A 21,663-nucleotide genomic window follows, 5' to 3' on the forward strand; every position below is an offset into this window, starting at 1 on the left:
ATTTATAGTGTGCATGCTTCATCGAAATCTGTCAATGTATGGGTACACTAACAGCATGGCCGTTCTCGAAGCACTCCCGATCACACCCGTGAATGCCTGCTGCACTCCCGTGACGAGCGAGACCCTCTCGCTCGACGAGGCGGAGTCGATGGCCACGGCGTTCAAGGCGCTCGGCGACCCCACCCGGCTCCGCCTGCTCTCGATCGTGGCCAACTCCGAGGGCCAGGAGGCGTGCGTGTGCGACCTGACCGAACCGGTCGGGCTCAGCCAGCCGACGGTGTCGCATCACCTTAAGCTTCTGCTGGACGCGGGCTACATCACCCGATCGAAGCGCGGCACCTGGTCGTACTACAAGCTGGTCCCGGGAAGCCTGGAGCGCGTGTCGAAGGTGCTCACGACGGCACTGTGACCGAGCTCGCCCAGCCGCCTGTCGCAACGAGGCAGCCATCGCGCTGGAGTCTCGCCGCACTGTCGGCCGGCCAGATCCTGAACTGGGGGATCCTCTACTACGCCCCGGTCGTAGAGCATCGGGTGTCTACCGTGGTCCGAACCCGTCGGTTCTGGGTGCTGGTGGGCACGATGTCGCTGATCACCACCAGCCTGTATGCGGTGACCCTCGCGATCATTCCGCTCTTCACGGAGAAGGGCATGAGCTACGGCGTCGCCGCGCTGGCCCTGGGGTTGGTGGGCGCCGGACAGGTGATCGGCCGGTTGCTGTTCTACCTGACCCCTCACCGCTCGAAGCCGTCGCTGCCGATCGCGGTCATCGCTCTCGGGTCGACCGTTGGGCTGCTCGGGCTTGCCCTGATCCCTGGCCCGGTGTGGCTGCTGATTCTCGTCGCGATCCTGGTCGGCGCGATACGCGGCGCTCACACACTGGTTCAGGCGTCCGCTGTCGCCGACCGTTGGGGAGTCCACAACTACGGGTCGATCAACGGTGTCTTCGCCGCCCCGATCACTGTGCTGACGGCGCTCGCACCGGCGCTCGGGCCCCTTATCGCCAACAGCGTCGGCAGCTACGCGGGGATGGCCGCGCTCATGGCCGGCGTGGCCTTGGCAGCGTTGGCTCTCTCGCGGGCGACCTAGCTCGGCGTCAAATGCGCTGCGAGGGAGTCGATCCTGCGCGCGATCTCCTGGAAGGCCGACTCGAACGCCTGCGCACTGCCGTCTAACACCGGGTCCGGAATCGACCAGTGCGCACCTCCCAGCCCCAGCTCCTCGTGTGCGCGGTCGCAGACGGTCACCACATAGTCGCCGTCCGCGATGACGTCCGCATAGAGCTTCGGCCGACCGATCAACGCCACGCCGTGGTGCGCCGCCACCTGAACGGCGCCCTCTGCGACGCGTGCCGCCGGATGCGTACCGGCCGAGACGGCCGGGACCGTGCTGGTGCGCGACCAGAGCGCCTCCGCCAGTTGCGAGCGTGCCGAGTTCGCAGTGCAGACGAAGACGACGCGGTGCGCTGCGGCATCGGCCGACGGCCCCAGCGCCGCGAGCGCGGCCGGCCGGAGGCGCACGTACGTTCTCCGGCGATCTCCCTCCGAGCGCTCGCGCACGATGATCCCTTGACGCTCCAGGACCGCGAGATGGTGCGCTAGCAGATTGGTCGACACCCCGAGCTCCGCGACGAGCTCTCCCGGTGTCAAGTCGCCGATCACGAGGAGGTCCAGGACCCGCAGGCGCAACGGATCGGCGAGGGCCGCGTGCAACGCAGCCCGCTCCTCCAAGGGATTTCGCCCACTGTTCATTGCCTCAATCTTGACTGAGGTAACTTGCACCGGTCAAGATGAACGCGATGAATACGCGCCTCCTCTCCCGACTGCTCGCTGAATTCCTGGGAACCGGACTCCTCGTCACGGTCGTCGTCGGCTCCGGGATCGCCGCCAGCCGCCTCTCCCACGACACCGGCCTGCAGCTGCTCGAGAACAGCATCGCCACCGCCCTCGGCCTCGCCGTGCTGATCCTCCTGTTCGGCTCCGTCTCCGGAGCCCACTTCAACCCGGTCGTCTCACTGGTCGACTGGATCGGCGGCCGATCCGCCCGCAACGGACTGACCCTCGCCGAGGCGGGGGCATACATCCTCGCGCAGGTCCTCGGCGCCATCGGCGGAGCCCTGCTCGCCAACGCGATGTTCGAGCTGCCCACGCACGTTGCCACCACCGAGCGGGTCACTGCCGGGACGCTCCTCGGCGAAGTCGTCGCGACGGCCGGGCTCATCATGCTGATTCTCGCGCTCGCCCGAACCGGACGCAGCGCCGCTGCCGCCCCCGCGATCGGCGCCTACATCGGCGCCGCCTACTGGTTCACCAGCTCCACCTCGTTCGCGAACCCCGCCGTCACCATCGGCCGGATCTTCTCCGACTCGTTCGCCGGCATCGCCCCGGCGTCCGTCCTCCCCTTCATCGCCGCCCAACTCGTCGGCGCCGCCATCGGCGTCGCACTCACCCTGGCGCTGTTCCGCTCCGAGAAGGTGCTGGCCCAGGCCGCGGCGGACGTCGTCATCCCGCAGACCACCGATCGCTGAACGGAACCGTCCCATGCATCTCGTCGCCATCGGCGGCAGCGACGCCGGAATCTCCGCCGCGCTGCGCGCCCGCGAACTCGACCCGGCGACCGACGTCACCGTCGTCGTCGCCGACGAATACCCCAACTTCTCCATCTGCGGCATCCCGTACTACTTCTCCGGTGACGTGCGCCCCTGGCAGTCGCTCGCCCACCGGACCCACGCCGACCTCGAAGCCACCGGAATGTCGCTGAGGCTCAACACGCTCGCCACCAACATCGACGTCGCCGGTCAACGATTGAACGTCCGGGCGGCGGACGGAACCGAGTCCGTGATCGGGTACGACGAGCTGATCGTCGGCACCGGCGCGCTCCCCTCGCACGCGGGCATCACCGGACTCGACCAGCTCACCCCCGCCGATGGGCTGCACGTCATCCACTCGATGGGCGATACCTTCGCCCTGGACCGTGACCTTGAAGCACGCGACCCGCGCACCGCGATCATCATCGGCGCCGGCTACGTCGGCCTCGAGATGGCCGAAGGATTCACCGCGCGCGGCATCGACGTCACCGTTCTCCAGCGCGGACCCGAAGTCCTCTCCACGCTCGACCCGGAACTCGGGTCCTCCGTCCGCGAGGAACTGACCAGCCACGGCGTGCACGTGCGCACCCGCACCGTGGTTCGCTCGGTTGAGAAGGACACTGACGGTCTCCTCGTCCGCGCCGACCAGGATGGCCAAGCCGTCGACCTGCGAGCCGACATCGTGCTCGCTGTTGTCGGTGTCCGCCCGAACACTCAGCTCCTGGAATCCGCCGGAGCCACCCTCGGCGCCGGCCGCGCGGTCATAGTCGACGAGCACATGTGCACCGGACTCCCCCACGTCTACGGTGCCGGCGACGGGGTCGTCACCCACCACCGGCTGCTCGGGGTCACCTACCTCCCGCTCGGGACGACCGCGCACAAGCAGGGACGCGTGGCCGGGGAGAACGCCCTGGGCGGCGACGCCCGCTTCGCCGGCTCCGTCGGAACCCAAGTCGTCAAGGTCTTCGACCTCGTCGCAGCGCGAACCGGCCTTCGCGACCACGAAGCACGCGCCGCCGGCTTCCAGAGCGTCACCACCCAGACCACCGCCGACGACCACAAGCGCTACTACCCGGGCGCCCAGCCGATCAGCATCCGCATCACCGGGGACGCCGAAGACGGACGCCTCCTCGGCGCTCAACTCGTCGGCCGCCTCGGCACCGAGACAGCCAAACGCGTCGACACCTACGCGACGGCGCTCTTCGCCGGGCTGACCGTCCAGCAGATCAGCGACCTCGACCTCTCCTACACGCCGCCACTCGGCTCACCGTGGGACGCCGTCCAGGCGGCGACCCAAGCCTGGACCCGAGCCACCATCGAAACCGAGATCACGGTATGAACGACGCCCCCACCGTCCTCTTCCTCTGCACCCACAACGCCGGCCGCTCGCAGCTCGGATCCCACCTCTTCCGCCACGTCGCCGGCGACCGCGCCCACGCCACCAGCGCCGGCACGGCGCCCGCTGACGGGCCAAGCCAGCCCGTGGTTCAGGCTCTCGCCGAGCTCGGCATCGACAGCTCCGGCGCGCAGCCCCGAGCGGTGACGGCCGACGACCTCGCGACCGCCGACATCGTCGTGGCCATGAAGCCTGGGCTCCAGCTTCCCGGCCCCGTGGCGGGCCAGTTCGTCCAATGGGCGTTCCCCGACCCGGCGAGCTGGGACCTCGACGGCGTGCGGGAGCTCCGGGACACGATCCTGGTGCAGGTCGAAGAACTAGTGGAGTGGGTCGCGCCCGCACAAGAATGATTCAGTGACCACACTGGAAGACTCGACAGGCAAATGATCATCCGACCACTCACGCAGACCGACTGGCCCGAGGTCGAGCGGATCTATTCCGAGGGCATCGCGACCGGAAACGCCACATTCGAGTCCACGCCTCCGTCGTGGGATCGCTTCGACGCGGGCAAGCTGCACGTCGGTCGACTGGTCGCGGTCGATGAAGGCGGCCTCGCCGGCTGGGCAGCCGTGTCCCCGGTCTCCTCACGCGAGGTCTACCAGGGCGTCGTCGAACACTCCGTCTATGTTGCTGACCGCGCGCGCGGCCGCGGACTGGGACGGCTGCTCCTGAACGAGCTGATCAGCGCGTGCGACAACGCGGGCATCTGGACGATCCAGTCGAGCATCTTCCGCGAGAACACGGCCAGCCTCCGTCTCCACGAGCACGCCGGTTTCCGAGTCGTCGGCCATCGCGAACGCATCGCCCGGATGACCTACGGGCCGTGGGTGGGGCAATGGCGCGACACCATCCTTATCGAGCGGCGACGGGAACAGTAGTCCGCACCCCTGGCGCGGCGCTACCCTGGGCGCACCGGAGGGAGGCCCCCTCATGCGCACGGAACCTCTGCTCGGACTGGACGTTGCCTCGCTCTCCGCCGTCTTCCTGGTCCTGCTCGGAATCCACGTCGCGGCGGCTCTGGTCGCCATCGTGAGCGGACTCGTTGCCATGTTCAGCCGAAAGGGCTCCGGCCGACATGTCGTCAGCGGCCGGTTCTACTTCGGAGCGATCCTGATCGTCTTCGCTTCCGCGTGCGCGATGTCCGCCTTCCGGTGGCCCGCCGACCTACCGCTCGTTGCTCCCGGTGCTGTCGCGGCCGTCGCGGCCACCTACGGGTTCATCTACCGTCGGCTCCACCGACCCGGCGACGCTCCACACATCATCGCCATGGGAGTCTCTTACGTCGCCATGCTGACCGCGTTCTACGTCGACAACGGACCTCACCTGCCGATCTGGCAGCTCCTCCCGTCCTGGCTGTTCTGGTTCCTGCCGGCGATCATCGGGACACCCCTTATCATGCGTGCGGTACTGCGCCACCGTCGGATGCGATCGGAGCGGGCGGCTGCGCGGACACCATAACTTTAGCTAGCGGGTGGCTGCGAAAAAGGGCCCTGGATGGCACCGACAACCACCGCGGTGAGCCTGTCTACGGCGGAATGATCCGATGCGGTCGCGGCGGCTCCCATGGCGTGAACGGCGAACGCCGCGAGATCGTCTGCTGGTATGTCGGTGCGTGCGCGCCCGGCGCGGGCATCCTCATCAATGAGTTCACGCACCATGTCAGTCAGTTCGAGCTCGGCCGGCGAGATCCGCTCCGGAAGGTGCAGGACACCATCATCCCCATGTTGGTGTCGACGCAGCCGCGCGTACGCCTGTAGCGCTTCGCTCAGGCGGGATTCGGCTGGACTATCGTGCGCAATGCTGCGCAGCTGTTGGAGGTGACGCCCTATCTCTCGCTCCTGCCAGCCGGCCACCGCGGCGGCCACATCGGGTACGTACTTGTACAGCGTGGCGCGCCCTACTCCGCTGGCCTCTGCCAGGGCGGTCATCGTCAGACCGGTGATCCCCTCCCGATGAACCAGCCTCCCCGTCGCGTCGAGGATCGAATCGAGCACGGCCGAACGGTGCTCTTCGATCGTCTCGCTCCACAGCTTCGGCATGATTCCACTATAGCCGTTTGGGAGACGCTTTGACGTTTACGCGACGTTCTGTATAGATAAAGGCGTGACAGACAACAGGAACAGGCCCCCGCGCTGGGTGCTCGTCGTATCCGCAACGATCGTTCTGGCGATAGCCGTACTTCTCGTCCTGCATCTCACCGGTAACGGCATGGCGCGGATGCACGGATGACGTCGCCGCGAGCTCGAACGGCGATCGTCGCGTGGCACGTGGGGCTGTCGATCGGCTGGGTCGGCGCAGTCGCTGCCTTCGCCACCATCGCAACACTCGGCTGGACGACCGCCGAAGAGGATCTCTGGGCAGGAATCTATGCGGCGCTTCGGGCGACCATATGGTTCGTGATCGTTCCTCTCGCGGGTGCCAGCCTGATAAGCGGTATCTTCGTCTCGCTCATCACCCGCTGGGGATTGACGCGTCACTATTGGGTCCTGTTGAAGCTGATCCTGACTGTTGTCGCTACCGCCGCCCTCGCACTGCACGCACACGTCTCCGACATCGCCGCGCACGCGGCGGTGACAACCGGACGAGATTTCGCGGCCGCTCGCGTCCAACTTGTCGTCGACAGCGTCGCAGGGCTGATCGTGCTCTGCGCGATCGCGCTCCTGAGCTTTATCAAACCCCGAGGGATCACGCCCTGGGCCGCGCGAGAACGAGTCCTGCAGCGAAGTTGATGCTCCGCAATTACCTCGGTCGATAGATCGATGTCGCTCTCGATGCGGCTCAACTCAGCCGCACGGGCAGTCAATCGACGTCGTCACGATCCAATTGGGACAACAGTGCGCAGGAGCCGACCGTGGGGGCGTGCGCGGAATGAGCCGCCATGAGAATGCGCGTGGGCGTGCGCCATCGAACCTCCGATCGGGGGTGGGTGGCCGCGCCACTGTAGTACGGCGATCTCGAACGACAGAGAAGAGCCGCTGCGAAAACCACCATGTTGCGCGACGACGGACATCCAGGGTTGCAGAAATACCACCTAGGGGTATCATTTTCCAAGACAGCGATACCCTCCGAGGGTATCCCAGCAATCATGGAGGACTGATGGAAACGATCGAGTACCAGGTGACCGGAATGACCTGCGAGCACTGCGAGCGGGCAGTGTCCACCGAGGTGGCCCAGGTCGCCGGCGTCGAGAACGTGAAGGTGTCCGCGTCCGACGGCGTTCTGCATGTCACCGCCGCGACCGGCGTGGACGACACCGCCGTACTCGCCGCGGTCGACGAGGCCGGCTACGCCGCCGTCCGGAAGTAGGAACCGCACCGCCGTCCGAACCTGAGGAGCACCACATGACAGCATCTCCCTCGCCCGCAGCAAGCAGCGCCACCCTCGAGCTCGAGGTCGGCGGAATGACCTGCGCGTCGTGCGCAATGCGGATCGAGAAGAAGCTGAACCGTCTGGACGGCGTCACCGCGACCGTGAACTACGCGACCGAAAAGGCACGAGTGTCCCTGCCGGACGGCATGGATGTGGCCACCGTGATCGCCGAAGTCGAGAAGACGGGTTACACAGCCGCGCTCCCGGCTGTCGAACTCGAAAGCGAGCCGGCGGACGCCGACCCGGAACTCACTGGACTTCGCAACCGGCTCATCGGCAGCGTCGCGCTGTCCGTTCCGGTCATCGCATTGGCGATGATCCCGCCGCTGCAGTTCACGTACTGGCAGTGGCTCTCGCTCACGCTGGCGGCACCGGTCGTGGCGTGGGGAGCGTGGCCGTTCCACAAAGCAGCGTTCATCAACGCCCGCCATGGAGCGGCCACGATGGACACCCTGGTGTCGATCGGAACCCTGGCCGCATTCGTCTGGTCGCTCTACGCCCTCTTCTTCGGAACGGCGGGGATGCCCGGGATGACTCACGGGTTCAGCTTCACGGTGACCGCCTCGGACGGAGCTGGCAACATCTATCTCGAGGTCGCCGCTGGAGTCACCACCTTCGTGCTCGCCGGCCGCTATTTCGAGAAGCGATCGAAGCGGCAGGCCGGCGCAGCCCTGCGGGCGCTCCTTGAACTCGGCGCCAAGGATGTGGCAGTGATCCGCGACGGCCTGGAGGTGCGCATCCCAATCGAGACGCTGCGCACCGATGACGAGTTCGTGGTCCGGCCCGGCGAGAAGATCGCCACCGACGGGATCGTGGTCGACGGTTCGAGTGCGATCGACATGTCGCTGCTCACAGGCGAATCCGTGCCCGTCGAGGTCACGGCCGGTGACGCCGTTGCCGGTGCCACGGTGAACTCCGGCGGCCGCCTCCTGGTGCGCGCCACCCGGGTCGGCAGCGACACGCAACTCGCGCAGATGGCCAAGCTCGTCGAGGACGCCCAGTCCGGCAAAGCAGCGGTGCAGCGTCTCGCCGATCGCATCTCCGGCATCTTCGTCCCGATCGTTCTGGGCATCGCCGTAGTCACCCTGGCGGCCTGGATACTCACCGGTCACCCGACCGCTGCGGCTTTCACGGCCGCCGTGGCGGTACTGATCATCGCCTGCCCCTGCGCGCTCGGACTCGCCACCCCGACGGCGCTCCTGGTCGGAACCGGACGTGGAGCGCAACTCGGCATCCTGATCAAGGGACCCGAAGTGCTGGAGTCCACCCGCACCGTCGACACCATCGTCCTGGACAAGACCGGCACGGTCACCGCCGGGAAGATGACACTGCTCCAGGTCATCACCGCGCCCGACGTCGAGGAGTCCACACTGCTCCGGATAGCCGGCGCCGTTGAAGCTGCTTCCGAGCACCCGATCGCCCGAGCCGTCGCCGCCGCGGCCATCGAGCGCGTCGGCACCCTCTCCACTCCTGAATCCTTCGTGAACATCGAAGGCCGCGGCGTACAGGGCGTTGTGGACGGACACCTGGCGCTCGTGGGCCGCCAGTCGCTGCTGGAGGACTGGTCCATCGTCCTCGATGACAGGCTCGCAACCGCCAAGAACTCTGCTGAAACTGCCGGACAGACCGTGGTCTGCGTCGCATGGGACGGGAAAACGCGAGGGCTGCTCGTCGTCGCGGACGCGATCAAGCCGACCAGCCGAGAAGCGGTGGCCGCGTTCAAGCAGCTCGGACTCACCCCGATCCTGCTCACCGGAGACAACGCGACCGTCGCTCGGGAGGTTGCTCGCGCGGTGGGCATCGAGACCGTGCTCGCCGAGGTTCTCCCCCAAGACAAGGCCGATACCGTGCGCCGGCTTCAGACCGAAGGCAAGACGGTGGCGATGGTCGGCGACGGGGTCAACGACGCCGCAGCCTTAGCGACCGCCGACCTGGGACTGGCGATGGGAACCGGTACGGATGCCGCCATCGAAGCTGCTGACATCACGCTCGTCCGCGGTGACCTCCGGGCTGTCGCCGATGCCGTCCGGTTGGCCCGGCGAACGCTGGGCACGATCAAGACGAATCTGTTCTGGGCATTCGCCTACAACGTTGCGGCGATCCCGCTGGCAGCGTTCGGCCTGCTCAATCCGATGATCGCCGGAGCGGCAATGGCATTCTCCAGCGTGTTCGTCGTGAGCAACAGCCTCCGCCTGCGCGGCTTCCGCTCCAAGACCACCACGACCCGAACGGCCGCCTGAACGCCGGCGACCGTGCTCGAAACCGCATGACCACTCACGAAAAGGACACATCATGAGCGACAGCTGCTGCAACACCAGCACCACCAGCGACCACCACCACGCCGCCACCATGCCGACGGGAAGCACCAACCTCCTCGGCGGGACGGGCGCCGACGATCTCACCGAGTGCGTCGTGATGAAGGGCAGCACCGTCAGCAAGGCGAAGGCAGAGGCACAAGGCCTCTACCGCGACTACAACGGCGAGCGGTACTGGTTCTGCTGTGCCGGCTGCGCACCCCGTTTCGACGCCGACCCCACGGCATACATCACCGCATAACCGCCACCGCCCGGTACAGGCGGCCAGCAGCACATCACCCAGGTGAAGGGCTAAGCATGAACGACCACACCGAGCACGACGGGCGCGACCACCGCGCCCACTCCACCTCGACCGAGACCGCCGAGAACCACGAGGCCCACGACGTGGGCGAGCACGCCGGACACGACATGGCCGGACACGCCGGTCACGGCGGAATGGGTGGGCACGCCGGCCACGGCGACCATGTCGGCCAGTTCCGTCGTCTGTTCTGGATCATGCTCATCATCGCCGTCCCCGTCGTCGGCTTCTCCTCGATGTTCGCGATGATCCTGGGGTACCCGCTGCCGGACGCCGCCTGGGTGGCGTGGATCTCGCCGATCCTCGGAACGGTCATGTACGTCTGGGGCGGTCGCCCATTCCTCACTGGCGCCGTCGGTGAACTGCGGGCGCTCAAACCCGGCATGATGCTGCTGATCGCGTTGGCGATCACGGTCGCGTTCCTGGCGTCCTGGGGTGCGAGCCTGGGGATCCTGGATCACGAACTCGACTTCTGGTGGGAGCTCGCCCTCCTCATCGTGATCATGCTGCTGGGCCACTGGATCGAGATGCGGTCACTGGCACAGACCACCTCCGCCCTCGACTCACTGGCAGCGCTGCTGCCCGACGAGGCCGAACGCGTCGAGGGTGACAGCACGGTGCAGGTCGCCCCCGCCGACCTCGGGGTCGGCGACGTCGTCGTCGTCCGCCCCGGTGGCCGCATCCCCGCCGACGGACGCGTCGTTTCCGGCTCGGCGAGCATGGACGAGTCGATGATCACCGGCGAATCCAGCACCGTGCGCCGCGACGTCGGAGACGCCGTCGTCGCGGGCACCGTCGCAACCGACTCCGGTCTGCGCGTTGAAATCACCGCGGTCGGCGACGACACCGCGCTCGCCGGTATCCAACGCCTGGTCAGCGACGCCCAGAATTCCTCGTCCCGCGCCCAGCGGATCGCCGACACCGCCGCCGGGTGGCTGTTCTGGTTCGCCCTCGGCGCGGCGATCATCACCGCGGTCGTCTGGACCCTGCTCGGCCTGCCGGATGAGGCCGTCGTGCGCACCATCACGGTTCTGGTCATCGCCTGCCCGCACGCCCTCGGTCTGGCCATCCCGCTCGTCGTCGCCATCTCGACCGAACGCGCCGCCCGCGGCGGAGTGCTCATCAAGGATCGGCTCGCCCTGGAGAGCATGCGCACCATCGACACGGTGCTGTTCGATAAGACCGGCACCCTGACCAAGGGCGAACCCAGCGTCACCGCGATCGAGACCACCGACGGCACCACCTCCGATCGACTGCTGGCACTGGCCGCCGCCGCCGAGGCGGACTCCGAGCACCCGCTGGCACGGGCCATCGTCAACGCCGCAGCCGCTCGCCATGTGACCGTCGGCGCAGCCGCAGGTTTCGAATCCTCCCCCGCGGTCGGAGTGTCGGCCACGGTCGACGGCCACCACGTCCAGGTCGGCGGCCCGAACCTGCTGCACGAAGCCGGAGTGGACGAACTCCGGATCGCCGACGCCTGGCGAGAGGACGGCGCCATCATCCTGCACGTCCTGGTCGACGGACAGGTGGCCGGTGCGCTCAAACTTGCCGACGAGATCCGCGAGGAGTCCCGGCAAGCGGTTGACGCCCTCCACGCTCAGAACGCGCAGGTCGTGATGATCACCGGCGACGCAGACGCCGTAGCCAGATCGGTCGCCAACGAACTCGGCATCGACCGGTACTTCGCCGGAGTGCGGCCAGAGGACAAGTCCGCGAAGGTCAAGGAGCTCCAGGCGGAGGGACGCAAGGTGGCGATGGTCGGCGACGGCGTCAACGACGCCCCCGCTCTTGCCCAGGCCGACGTCGGAATCGCCATCGGCGCCGGCACCGACGTCGCGATCGCCTCCGCAGGAGTGATCCTCGCCAGCGACGACCCGCGTTCCGTGCTGTCGGTCATCGAACTCTCCCGCGCAAGCTACCGCAAGATGAAGCAGAACCTGTGGTGGGCAGCCGGGTACAACCTCATCTCCGTGCCGCTTGCCGCCGGCGTGCTCGCACCAATCGGGTTCGTCCTGCCGATGTCGGTCGGCGCGATCCTCATGTCGTTGTCCACGATCGTCGTCGCCCTGAACGCTCAGCTGCTGCGCCGGCTCGACCTGCGACCAGAGACCAGCGCCCGCGTTGCCCTCGACCGAAATCGCACCCAGCCGGCGACGCCGGCACCCGCATCCCGAACCTGACCGCCCTTGGAGCCTTAATGAACGACACCACGACCACCGCCGAGCACGAACACCAGCACGGCTACATCACCGACAAAGCCGGATACATGCGGCGCCTCAGCCGGATCGAAGGGCAAGCCCGCGGAATCGCGCGAATGGTCGATGAAGAGCAGTACTGCATCGACATCCTCACCCAGATCTCCGCCCTGACCTCCGCACTCAAGAGCGTCGCCCTCGGCCTCGTCGACGACCACCTGAAACACTGCGTCACCGACGCCGTGCTACTGGGCGGGGACGAAGGCCAGGCCAAGATCCAGGAAGCCAGCGACGCCATCGCCCGACTCGTGCGTTCGTGACGGGTCCCGTGGGCTCAGCTTCCAGAACGACCCAACTCGTCCCGACGCCTGGCGTACTCGTCGTGGTCGATCTCGCCTCGGGCGTACCGTTCATCGAGAATGTCCCGAGGCGACGGACGCCCTGGCTGAACCGCACCACTACCGGCGGACGGACCACGCCGGCTAAGAGTGACCACCAGCACGATCACAACCGCGATGATCAGCAACGGCACAATCAGCCAAATGATCCACCACGCCCCCATGCCGCCCATCATCCACCCGTACACGTCCGCCTCCTCAAACGATTTCTCCATTCAGCTTGGACGCGAATGTGGAGACGGATGGGGCATTAGGTCCCGTCAGCGTTAAACCCCCGGCGGGTATCCAGACTGCGCCGGTAGTTTGTCTCCCGGAAGGAGGAGAAATGCTCGCCGACAGCATCTCGATGCGCACCCGCACCTGGCGCTGCGTGCTCGTCCTCCTCTTCGCGGTCGCGGGCATCGTGACCGGGATCCTCGCCATGCACGTTGTCAGCACGCCTATGGGCGAACCACACGGGTTCGTCGCGGTCCAGCCAGCGGTATCCGCGTCGACAGTGTCACACCCAGACCAATCGCACCCTGCAGTTTCCAGCCAGGCGATGTCCGACACCAGGGCGGGCGGGGGATGCGCTATCGACGGCTGTGATCCGATGCACGACACGACTGCCATGATCTGCACGCTCGCGCTGCTCGCCGCGACGATCCTCCTGATCGCCCCGGTACTCAGCCGGGCGCTCCTCGGCCTGGGCTCCCGGGCTGCACCCACGACCCTGGCCCGGATGATCACGCGCAGGGTCGGATCATCACCACCGTCTCTTCTCGCACTGTCTATCGATCGCAGATGACGCACACCGCACACCGCGCATCGCGCGGTGTTGCTTCAGCGTGCCTACCATCCGCAGATTCATACGACGAAAGAGACCCCACAATGAACATCCGACTGATCGCGATCGCCTCCGGCGCACTCCTGACCGCCGCCGCCTTGGCTGGCTGCACCGCGGGCGCCTCCGGAAAGGACCCAGGCATGGGCAGCATGTCCGGGATGACCCACGGGAGCTCGAGCCCCGCCGCCACCTCCGACCACAACCAGGCCGACGTCACCTTCGCCATGAGCATGGTGCCCCACCACCAGCAGGCCATCGAAATGTCCGACACGCTCCTTGCCAAGCAGGGCATCGACGCCCGGGTGACCGAACTCGCGCAGAAGATCAAGGCCGCGCAGCAGCCGGAGATCGACACCATGAATGGCTGGCTCGACACCTGGGGCCAGAAATCCGACATGGGCGGCATGGACATGGGCGGCGACGGCACGATGTCGCAACAGGACATGGACGCGCTGAGGAACGCGTCCGGCGCAGACGCGTCGAAGCTGTTCCTCACCCAGATGATCCAGCACCACCAGGGCGCCATCACCATGGCCACGACCGAGACCGAACAGGGCACGGCCACCGACGCCGTCGCGCTGGCGAAGAAGATCGCCGCCGCACAGAGCGCCGAGATCGCCACCATGAAGCAGCTCCTCGCCAGCCTCTGAACCGGTCGCACCAGACGCGGGCGCCGTCACCCTCCCCCTCGTGGCGGCGCCCGCCCCTCCCCACTCCTCACGGCCCTCTAGCCGCTTCCTCTCTGGACATCTGATGAACTCTTCGAACCTCACCCGGCGCAGCCTTCTCCTCGGCGGCGCCGGGGTCGCCACCGCCTTCGCCCTGGCCGCCTGCACCGGCGGACCGAACCTCCTCACCGCGACCAGCAGCCCCGTCACCGCTGCCGAAACGGCCCGGCGGCGCACCGGGCGAACAACCCGCGTCCAGCTCACCGCCGCCAAGACCGACATCGACCTGGCCGGGCGCACCGCCTCCACCTGGGCCTACAACGGTGAAGTCCCCGGCCCCACCATCCGGGCACATGTCGGTGACATCATCCGCGCGCACGTCACCAACCAGCTCCCGGACGACACCACCGTCCACTGGCACGGCATCGCCCTCCGCAACGACATGGACGGCGTTCCCCCGATCACCCAGCAGCCGATCGGCCCCGGAGCTTCGTTCGACTACGCGTTCACCGCCGACGCCCCGGGAACCTATTGGTACCACCCGCACGTCGGCCCGCAACTCGACCGCGGCCTCCAGGGCCCGCTGGTCATCGAAGACCCCCGCGAACCCCTCAACTACGACCACGACTGGGTACTCGTGCTGGACGACTGGCTCGACGGCGTCACCGCGACACCCGACCAGGTACTCGCCGACCTCAAGAAAGGCATGAAAGGCATGGGCGGGATGGGAGGAATGGGCGGCATGATGGGCGGCGGCCAGGACGGCACCCCGACCCGCGCCGGCAACCTGCTCACCGGAACCGGCTCCAACCTGCTCGGCGGCGACGCCGGAGACGTCTACTACCCCTACTACCTCATCAACGGACGCCCAGCCGGAGACCCGGCCACCTTCACCGCCAAGCCCGGGCAACGGGTGCGGCTGCGCATCATCAACGCCGGCGGCGACACCGCCTTCCGATTTTCGGTCGGCGGCCACCGGCTCACCGTCACACACACCGACGGTTACCCGGTGAACCCGGTCGAGGGCGACAGCATCCTGCTCGGGATGGGCGAACGCTACGACGCGATCGTCACCGTCGCCGACGGTGCCTTCCCGATCGTGGCCGAGGCCGTCGGCAAAGCCGACCGCGGCTTCGGCGTCCTCCGCTCCAACTCTGGGAGCCCCACACCCACCGCGAACGGTTACACGGCCTCTGACACGTCACCGGTCACAGCGGCGGTACTGAGCGCCACCTCTGCAGACACCCTGCAGCGGCGCAGAATCGACCGCCGCATCGACATCGCCCTCACCGGCGGAATGATGAAGTACGACTGGGGCATCAATGGCAAAGCCTTCGACATGAACAACCCGCTCGACGGCGCCTACACGGTCCGGGAAGGCGAACGCGTCCAGCTCACCATCGCCAACCAGACCATGATGTGGCACCCGTTCCACGTTCACGGCCACACGTTCCAGCTCGACGGCGGCCCGCGAAAGGACACTGCGATCGTGTTGCCGCACCGATCTCTCACGGTGCTACTGGATGCCTACAACCCGGGCCAATGGATGACGCACTGCCACAACATCTACCACGCCGAATCAGGGATGATGGCCGTCCTCGGCTACGAGAAGAGCTGAGTCAACGGGCTACAGCCCGCGCCAGGATCCGGGTAGCAGTGGAGGCATGACGCCTCCCCACGCGATAACGCCTGCCCTGGGCGATTTCCCCACCTGGCTCAACGTCCTCGCCTGGACTTCCCTCGGGATCGGCATCGCCTGCACCATCGGCGTCGCCGTCGATGTGATCCGACGACCGCAGAAGATGGCCGTGATGAACGTCGTCTGGCCCGTCTCCATGCTGTTCGGAGGATTCCTCTGGCTCGGCGGCTACCTCCGCTGGGGACGCACACCCGCACCTTCACAGAATGCGGACGATGCGGAGACGCCCATGGCGGTGGCCGTCGGCACCGGTACCAACCACTGCGGGGCCGGCTGCGCGCTCGGGGACCTCATCGCGGAGTGGGTCGCCTTCCTCATCCCAGCCGTCGCCGTCGCGTTCGGCTGGGGTTGGCTCTTCCAGGACAAAATGTTCGCCGTCTGGATCCTCGACTTCATCCTCGCCTTCGGACTCGGCATCATCTTCCAGTACTTCGCCATCGCCCCCATGCGCGGGCTCGGACTCGGCAAAGGCCTGATCGAAGCGCTCAAAGCCGACGCCGCCTCCATCACCTCCTGGCAGGTCGGTATGTACGGGGCGATGGCGCTGATCCAGCTCGTTCTGTTCCCCGCACTCTTCGGCGGCCGCGCCCCGGTCAACTCGCCCGAGTTCTGGTTCGCAATGCAATGGGCGATGCTGCTGGGATTCGTAACGGCGTACCCGGTCAATTGGCTGCTCATTCGAGTGGGCATCAAAGAGCGGATGTAAGGCCGAGGGCACTCCAAACGTCAATCACGATCGGCATTGGCCTGGGAGAGGTCAAACATTGAGGGGATCGCGTCATCGCAGGCGCAAAGGGCATCGACCGAGAGGTGTGGGAGGCCGACGAGAGAGAAGAACCAAATATCGACAGACAACGAAATGAGAGAGCCAGCCCAAGAGAGAAGAACTGACACGAGGAGACAAGAGAGGCCAGGGCAAGAGCAACAGGAGAGACAAGAGATAGACGATGCACGTAGGCACTCTTTGAGTGTGCGCGCCCCGTGAGCGCCCAATTGCGCGCGAAACCGGAAGTTCTAAGTGTGAGAGGCGGAGTGGCGCGTTGGAAGCGCGGACAGGCAGCCCAGGGGGTCAAGCAGGCGGTCCGCTACGCCTTCGGCGGCGTCTGCGACGCCACCCTGACAGCTAAGACTGCCGACGGCGCACTGGCGGCCGCGGGCTATGCGGATGCCGTGATGACGCGGTACATCGTCGAGAATGGCGCCATCCGTGACGACCTGCTCACCCGCTCCCAGCTGAAGGATTGGGTCGATGGTGTCGACCCGCTCACCGGCGAGCGTCGGGGGCGGGATCTGGAGTCGCCGGTCGCGGATCTGATCTTGGATGCGACGATCAACGCACCGAAGTCGTTCTCGATCGCGGCGATGCTAGACCCAGAGTTGGCGGCCGCCTACGAGGATCTGCAGGACCGGTTGCGTGACCGGATCATCAAGCTGTGGCAAACCGAACTCAACGCCCGCCGAGGCAAGCAGGGCGCCATCCGCGAGGACCTTGCTCGCATCGAGATCGTCGAGCTCCGACACGAACGATCGCGCTCGCTAGACCCGCACAAGCACCGCCACCTCTGGCTGAACGTCAAGGTCCAAGGACTCGACGGGAAGTGGTCCAACGTCGACACTCGCGTCGCTCTCCGGTTCCAGAACGTCGTGAACGCCGAAGGCGACCTCGCCTCAAGGACCGACCCAACGTGGATCGCCGCGCTGGCCGCGAAGGGCTTCACGCTGGACTCGGACGGGGAGATAACACAGCTGCAGCATCTGGTGCGGCCGCTTTCGAAGCGCTCCGCGCAGATCGAAGCGAACAAGGCCGCTCACCTGCGGCAGTGGAAGGAGCAGCACCCTGGCGAGCAGCCTTCCCCCATAGTGCTGACTCAGATCGATCAATGGGCGTGGGCGGCGGGTCGGCCAAATAAGCCGGGCCAATTGGATGAGGAGGATTGGGCGTCGATTGTGATGGCCGAGCTTCTTCATGCCGATCCGGAACTCAGTCGACCGCGAAGCGCGGTCGCGGCTCGATCGATGGTCATCGGCGACCTAGACATCGACCTCTTCGCAGCCATGGCGATTGTAGATGCGGATGCCAGATCGACCGGTTCTGGAGGCAGATTCAGCGATTTGGATGTCCGAGCCGGAGCGATTCGCGCGATCGCTGCTTCCGGCGTAACCGCAGACCGTGCTCGGCTGGAGGCGGTCGTCGATGAAGTGATCACTCGTGCCACACGGACGCACACGGTGACACTTTTGCCTGAGCCGAATATCCCGGCGCACATCAAACGCCGGATGGCGACGTCCACGGCAACGCTGAAGGCCGCTATCGCTCAACGAACAGAGTCTCTAGCCTCGCCGGGCGCGGTTGTCCCCGCCGCAGAGATCACGGCCGTTGCACATGCAATCGAGCCCTCTAGGTCACTCGATGAAGGGCAATTGGAAGGCGCCTCAGCGATCGCCGGCTCGGACCGAATCGTCGTAGTTGCAGGCGCGGCTGGTACAGGTAAGACAACGATGCTCAAAGTCGCCAATGCCGCGCTGCGACAGCGGGGTCGCGTCATGATTATCGTTGCGCCGACTAAGAAGGCGTCCGCTGTGGCCGGGCGTGAGACGGAGAGCGCCTCGTCATCGCTGCACCAGCTGCTCCACGACTACGGATGGCGTTGGAAGAGCAACAACGCCGGCGCGAGCGAATGGTCATGTCTCGGAAGTGGTGACTTCGACCCAACGACGGGCGCCCAATACGAAGGTCCACGAATCGCGATTCGACCCGGTGATCGCATCGTCGTTGACGAAGCCGGCATGCTCGACATGGAGGCGGCCAATGCCCTGCTGGACATTGTCGCCCGGACAGGAGCAGGTGTTGCACTTGTAGGGGATCAGTACCAGGCGCTTCCAGTGGGACACTCGGGCGCTATGGCCCTCTTCTGGCGCAGAGCCACGCGCCAAGTCGAACTCCTCAATATTCATCGCTTCAAGGATCCTGCGTGGGCCGAGCTCAGCCTCAAACTTCGCCGGTCGGAGGGCCGCGAGCACGCGGAAGAGATTGCAAGCGAACTGGTCCAATCGGGCCACGCTGTCCTAGCGAGCTCAGAGCTCGAGGCTCGCGAGGCAATGGTCGACGCGTGGTTCGACGCCAACCACAGGCATAAGACCATCTCCCTGGTCACGGCTACCCACGCCGAGGCTCAAGCGATAAGTGAGGATATTCAGAGCCGACGCGTCGTCGACGGAAGCGTCGACATCCGTGCGGCCGTGTATGGACAAGAAGGACAGGCAATCTTCGTCGGCGACGTCGTCCAGACAAGACGCAACGACCGCAACACGGACGTACAGAACCGCCAAAACTGGGTAGTGAGGGGTGTCACCACTCAGCATGTGATGCTTGCTGCATCCAACGATTCGACGGACCTCCGGAGGATCACTCACGAGTACGCAGAGTCACACCTTCACTTGGCGTATGCCACGACCGTTTATGGCGTGCAGGGCGAGACGACAGATCTCTCGTTCGTCGGACCCAGTGTCGATGCAGCTGGCCTTTACGTCGGACTTACGCGGGGCAAGGACAACAACAGGGTTGTCGTAGTAGCCGCGACAGAAGTGGCGGCCACAGCTCAACTCGTTGACACAATGCAGCGTGCGGTCGTTGAGGAGACGATCGACAAATCACGCTCGGCGGCCCGTATGGAACTCCGGCGAGCAGCCCTACCCGAGGCCGGACAAGTTCGAACTGGGTCGCCAGCGCATGCGTCCGGCCTGGGTGCAAGCTGACATCCGGCGACTAGCTGGCTGCGAGTCCGTTCGTTCGAATTCGGCGGCCCGCAAGATTCGCCCCGTCGAGATCGGCGTTGCGCGCATCAAATCGCAGAAGCGCGACCCCCAGCTCATCGGCCCGATCCTGCGCAGTAGGTAGCACTCCCCCTGGCACGAAAACCAAAGGACGACGTCCATCGCCGGCAGCAACGTTCGATGCCCGCTCCACCGTTTCGATACTTAGATTGCGCTGTCGGTTGTCCACCCATGCAAGGTAGTGACTGCTGTAGAGGTCGCACGTCTGAAGTGCGACACCTGAGCTTGCGACCGCATCGTTTGCACCGAGATAGATCATCCACTCTAGGCACAGTTCGACGGCATCTTGATTCGAGGCTCCCCAGGGTCTCGGTAACGGCGGCAGACCTTGCATGGTCTCAGTGTCTACCCGACCACCGCTCGCATCCAGCGTCGCGGGCCTTGGCAGCGTCGAAGTGGAACGCGCACCCCACTCCGTTGAACTGGTTAACGGAGGTCTAGCTTTCGCTATCCGGCCTTCGAAAACTCGGGCCCAGATAAGCTCCCCGGCTCCGCTGGTTGGTCCCACGCCTGGCGTATTCGATGTGATCGACAGCGAGGTCGACATGTCCACCCACCGACCAACTCGTCACGCCTCGACGCCGAAGATGGTTCTTCCGAAAGAACCAGTTCGCGTCGACACCAGTGTGACTTGCCATCGCATTCGCGAGCGCGTCTGCGAGTTCAAGCGCTGAACCCGCGACCGCCATCACCGCCTCAGAAGTAGTCGTTAGTGCTTCGGTCTCTACCGTCTCGACGAGTCCTGAAAGTAGCCATCCTCGGCCGTGAGTCGCGCCCGAACCCAACTCCCACTGCCAGGCGCTTGCCGGAAGATATCGCTTGTATGCATCGGTCGCGTTGAACGCTAGGTTCTCCCGCTGGCCGTCGAACATCAGGCTTGCCGTAAAGGGCGTGGTCTTGGCCGCGGCGCGCGCGAATCCGTTGTCATAAAGCTGAGCGTGTATCTCGGTGATGGCTTCTTCGGCTCGCGCTTTAGCGGCCGCTGCAGATGGTCCGAACGCCTCAGCCGTACGAAGGTTCCCTTCGACTGACTCCAATTGATAGGCAGCCATGCGCAATATTGTTCGCGCTGGTGGCACGCCAGCATCCAGGATGTAGCAAATCCGCATGATCGCCTCGCCAAGCGCTCGCTCAAGCACGAACGGTGCAACCCGGACGAGCGAACCTGAATCGAAGGCTAACGCGATCGCTTCCGCAAGCTCCTTGCAGGTGCGAAGCAGCCGTTCGATGGTCTCCATGTTGGTTCCGAAGATGGCCCCATATACGAAGTCGCGCCGCGGGCTGGCTCGCATGTACTGGTCTAACGCGGCGATGCCGGAACCCCGACGCCGCTGGCCACCGGCCTCCAGGGCCTCGTCAAGTAGATTGTCGACGTCAAAGATAGTGGCGCGGAGTAGCCTCGCAGCGTAGATCCCTGGGCCGAACGGTTTCGGATCCATTGCCGATGCGCTCTCAGTACGTGAAGACATCTCCCGCACCCGAAATGTCGAGGGCCGCGCGAGTCGGGATGTACTCGAACGAACGCTCCACAAGCTCCCACACCCCGTGTGTACGCCCACGTGCTTGCAGACGCTCGAGCAGCGGCTGAAGATAGGCAACGTCCCTCGCAGCGTACGCAAGCTGCGTGTCGCTCAAGTGGTGCCGAGACCAATCCGAAAGTCGCTCAGTCTTATCGAGCTCAATGCCCAGATACATCTTCAGCGAAGACTTAAGGCTGTATGAGTCATTTGGCAGCCCGGGGCTGACAATCTTCGCTGCGATCTTGGTGCAGGCCACGTTCTGCGCGCGAACGGCCCAGTGCGCAGTCATGAAACGTACATCGAAGGGCGCGTGGTGGAAGAGTTTCGTGACTTTTGGTGCCGCGAGCAGACGACTCAGGTTGTCCGGATGTTGGTTGCCCAGCAACTGGACCACAAACACCTCGCCAGCGAAAGAGAGCTGGCAAGTCTCGATTGTCGCAGAACGCCAGTCAAGGCCAGTCGTCTCAATATCCCAGGCCACGACTGCCTCATCCATCGCGCGCGAGAGAATCTCAGCAGGTATGTCCCGCTCCACCACATTTGCGGTTAGTGACTGCATCG

23 protein-coding genes are annotated in these 21,663 nt (G+C 65.7%); 18 read left to right on the forward strand and 5 right to left on the reverse strand.

Translation table 11 applies throughout. From position 1 onward, the window contains the following. The first annotated feature begins 55 nt into the window (after nt 1–55). Together ACQ86M_RS14385 and ACQ86M_RS14390 are read left to right on the forward strand one after the other, a co-directional pair. Entirely contained in the window at nt 56–409 is a 354-nt protein-coding gene (locus ACQ86M_RS14385; RefSeq protein ID WP_175337876.1) for an ArsR/SmtB family transcription factor, read from the forward strand. Then, entirely contained in the window at nt 406–1,086 is a 681-nt protein-coding gene (locus ACQ86M_RS14390) for a hypothetical protein (protein WP_175337877.1), read from the forward strand. The genes ACQ86M_RS14385 and ACQ86M_RS14390 overlap by 4 nt, the downstream gene beginning before the upstream one ends. Here ACQ86M_RS14390 and ACQ86M_RS14395 read toward each other — a convergent pair. After that, the gene (locus ACQ86M_RS14395; RefSeq protein WP_175338009.1) at nt 1,083–1,748 is read right to left on the reverse strand and encodes a MarR family transcriptional regulator; all 666 of its coding nucleotides are present in this window, start codon (nt 1,746–1,748) and stop codon (nt 1,083–1,085) included. The two genes, ACQ86M_RS14390 and ACQ86M_RS14395, sit on opposite strands and share 4 nt — an antisense overlap. 38 nt (nt 1,749–1,786) lie before the next feature. On the opposite strand from ACQ86M_RS14395, the gene ACQ86M_RS14400 reads away from it, so the two are divergent. Genes ACQ86M_RS14400 through ACQ86M_RS14420 form a run of 5 tightly spaced genes read left to right on the forward strand, consistent with a single transcriptional unit; the run spans nt 1,787 to nt 5,438 of the window. Then, nucleotides 1,787–2,524, forward strand: a complete 738-nt coding sequence (locus ACQ86M_RS14400; protein WP_217499016.1) for an aquaporin — start codon at nt 1,787–1,789, stop codon at nt 2,522–2,524. A 13-nt stretch (nt 2,525–2,537) separates the two neighbouring features. After that, a complete protein-coding gene (locus tag ACQ86M_RS14405) occupies nt 2,538–3,923 on the forward strand; it encodes an FAD-dependent oxidoreductase (RefSeq protein WP_175337879.1) in 1,386 nt (461 codons plus the stop codon). Continuing rightward, a complete protein-coding gene (locus ACQ86M_RS14410; RefSeq protein ID WP_175337880.1) occupies nt 3,920–4,330 on the forward strand; it encodes a low molecular weight phosphatase family protein in 411 nt (136 codons plus the stop codon). The genes ACQ86M_RS14405 and ACQ86M_RS14410 overlap by 4 nt, the downstream gene beginning before the upstream one ends. Nucleotides 4,331–4,363: 33 nt before the next feature. Beyond that, nucleotides 4,364–4,858, forward strand: a complete 495-nt coding sequence (locus ACQ86M_RS14415; RefSeq protein WP_175337881.1) for a GNAT family N-acetyltransferase — start codon at nt 4,364–4,366, stop codon at nt 4,856–4,858. Nucleotides 4,859–4,910: 52 nt separating this feature from the next. Beyond that, a complete protein-coding gene (locus ACQ86M_RS14420; RefSeq protein ID WP_175337882.1) occupies nt 4,911–5,438 on the forward strand; it encodes a DUF2306 domain-containing protein in 528 nt (175 codons plus the stop codon). A gap of 2 nt (nt 5,439–5,440) precedes the next feature. Here ACQ86M_RS14420 and ACQ86M_RS14425 read toward each other — a convergent pair whose 3' ends face one another. Next, entirely contained in the window at nt 5,441–6,019 is a 579-nt protein-coding gene (locus ACQ86M_RS14425) for a TetR/AcrR family transcriptional regulator (RefSeq protein ID WP_175337883.1), read from the reverse strand. 186 nt (nt 6,020–6,205) lie between these two features. Between ACQ86M_RS14425 and ACQ86M_RS14430 the strand changes: the two genes are divergently transcribed. The 6 genes from ACQ86M_RS14430 to ACQ86M_RS14455 all read left to right on the forward strand — a co-directional run bounded on the left by ACQ86M_RS14430 (nt 6,206) and on the right by ACQ86M_RS14455 (nt 12,477). Further along, complete coding sequence (locus ACQ86M_RS14430; protein WP_175337884.1) at nt 6,206–6,709, forward strand: hypothetical protein; 504 nt, start codon at nt 6,206–6,208, stop codon at nt 6,707–6,709. A gap of 367 nt (nt 6,710–7,076) precedes the next feature. Continuing rightward, the gene (locus ACQ86M_RS14435; RefSeq protein WP_175337885.1) at nt 7,077–7,286 is read left to right on the forward strand and encodes a heavy-metal-associated domain-containing protein; all 210 of its coding nucleotides are present in this window, start codon (nt 7,077–7,079) and stop codon (nt 7,284–7,286) included. A 35-nt stretch (nt 7,287–7,321) separates the two neighbouring features. Continuing rightward, nucleotides 7,322–9,589, forward strand: a complete 2,268-nt coding sequence (locus tag ACQ86M_RS14440; protein WP_175337886.1) for a heavy metal translocating P-type ATPase — start codon at nt 7,322–7,324, stop codon at nt 9,587–9,589. 52 nt (nt 9,590–9,641) lie between these two features. Beyond that, nucleotides 9,642–9,905, forward strand: coding sequence for a YHS domain-containing protein (locus tag ACQ86M_RS14445; protein WP_175337887.1), 264 nt, complete (start codon nt 9,642–9,644; stop codon nt 9,903–9,905). Between the two features lie 56 nt (nt 9,906–9,961). Then, nucleotides 9,962–12,142 carry a heavy metal translocating P-type ATPase gene (locus ACQ86M_RS14450; protein ID WP_175337888.1) on the forward strand — a complete coding sequence of 727 codons (2,181 nt, stop codon included), beginning with the start codon at nt 9,962–9,964 and terminating at the stop codon, nt 12,140–12,142. A gap of 17 nt (nt 12,143–12,159) precedes the next feature. After that, on the forward strand, nt 12,160–12,477 hold the full coding sequence (locus tag ACQ86M_RS14455) for a metal-sensitive transcriptional regulator (RefSeq protein ID WP_175337889.1): 318 nt from the start codon (nt 12,160–12,162) through the stop codon (nt 12,475–12,477). A gap of 14 nt (nt 12,478–12,491) precedes the next feature. Here ACQ86M_RS14455 and ACQ86M_RS14460 read toward each other — a convergent pair whose 3' ends face one another. Beyond that, on the reverse strand, nt 12,492–12,743 hold the full coding sequence (locus ACQ86M_RS14460; protein ID WP_258045885.1) for an SHOCT domain-containing protein: 252 nt from the start codon (nt 12,741–12,743) through the stop codon (nt 12,492–12,494). 137 nt (nt 12,744–12,880) lie between these two features. Here ACQ86M_RS14460 and ACQ86M_RS14465 point away from each other — a divergent pair, with 137 nt between their 5' ends. The 5 genes from ACQ86M_RS14465 to ACQ86M_RS14485 all read left to right on the forward strand — a co-directional run bounded on the left by ACQ86M_RS14465 (nt 12,881) and on the right by ACQ86M_RS14485 (nt 19,504). After that, nucleotides 12,881–13,342, forward strand: a complete 462-nt coding sequence (locus tag ACQ86M_RS14465) for a DUF6153 family protein (protein ID WP_175337890.1) — start codon at nt 12,881–12,883, stop codon at nt 13,340–13,342. 83 nt (nt 13,343–13,425) lie between these two features. After that, nucleotides 13,426–14,031: a DUF305 domain-containing protein gene (locus ACQ86M_RS14470; protein ID WP_175337891.1), complete on the forward strand. Its 606-nt coding sequence runs from the start codon at nt 13,426–13,428 to the stop codon at nt 14,029–14,031. Nucleotides 14,032–14,134: 103 nt separating this feature from the next. Beyond that, nucleotides 14,135–15,667 carry a multicopper oxidase family protein gene (locus ACQ86M_RS14475; RefSeq protein ID WP_175337892.1) on the forward strand — a complete coding sequence of 511 codons (1,533 nt, stop codon included), beginning with the start codon at nt 14,135–14,137 and terminating at the stop codon, nt 15,665–15,667. 46 nt (nt 15,668–15,713) lie between these two features. Beyond that, a complete protein-coding gene (locus tag ACQ86M_RS14480; RefSeq protein WP_175337893.1) occupies nt 15,714–16,454 on the forward strand; it encodes a DUF4396 domain-containing protein in 741 nt (246 codons plus the stop codon). A 326-nt stretch (nt 16,455–16,780) separates the two neighbouring features. After that, nucleotides 16,781–19,504 (forward strand): AAA family ATPase, encoded by a 2,724-nt coding sequence (locus ACQ86M_RS14485; protein WP_258045886.1) that lies wholly within the window; start codon nt 16,781–16,783, stop codon nt 19,502–19,504. A 515-nt stretch (nt 19,505–20,019) separates the two neighbouring features. Here the strand turns inward: ACQ86M_RS14485 and ACQ86M_RS14490 are convergent. Then, complete coding sequence (locus ACQ86M_RS14490) at nt 20,020–21,021, reverse strand: hypothetical protein (RefSeq protein WP_185275393.1); 1,002 nt, start codon at nt 21,019–21,021, stop codon at nt 20,020–20,022. A gap of 13 nt (nt 21,022–21,034) precedes the next feature. Further along, nucleotides 21,035–21,661, reverse strand: a complete 627-nt coding sequence (locus tag ACQ86M_RS14495; protein ID WP_185275394.1) for a ribonuclease D — start codon at nt 21,659–21,661, stop codon at nt 21,035–21,037. Nucleotides 21,662–21,663 lie beyond the last annotated feature (2 nt).

The sequence above is a fragment of the Leifsonia xyli subsp. cynodontis genome (genome assembly GCF_050632205.1).
GTDB classification, from domain to species: domain Bacteria; phylum Actinomycetota; class Actinomycetes; order Actinomycetales; family Microbacteriaceae; genus Leifsonia; species Leifsonia xyli_D.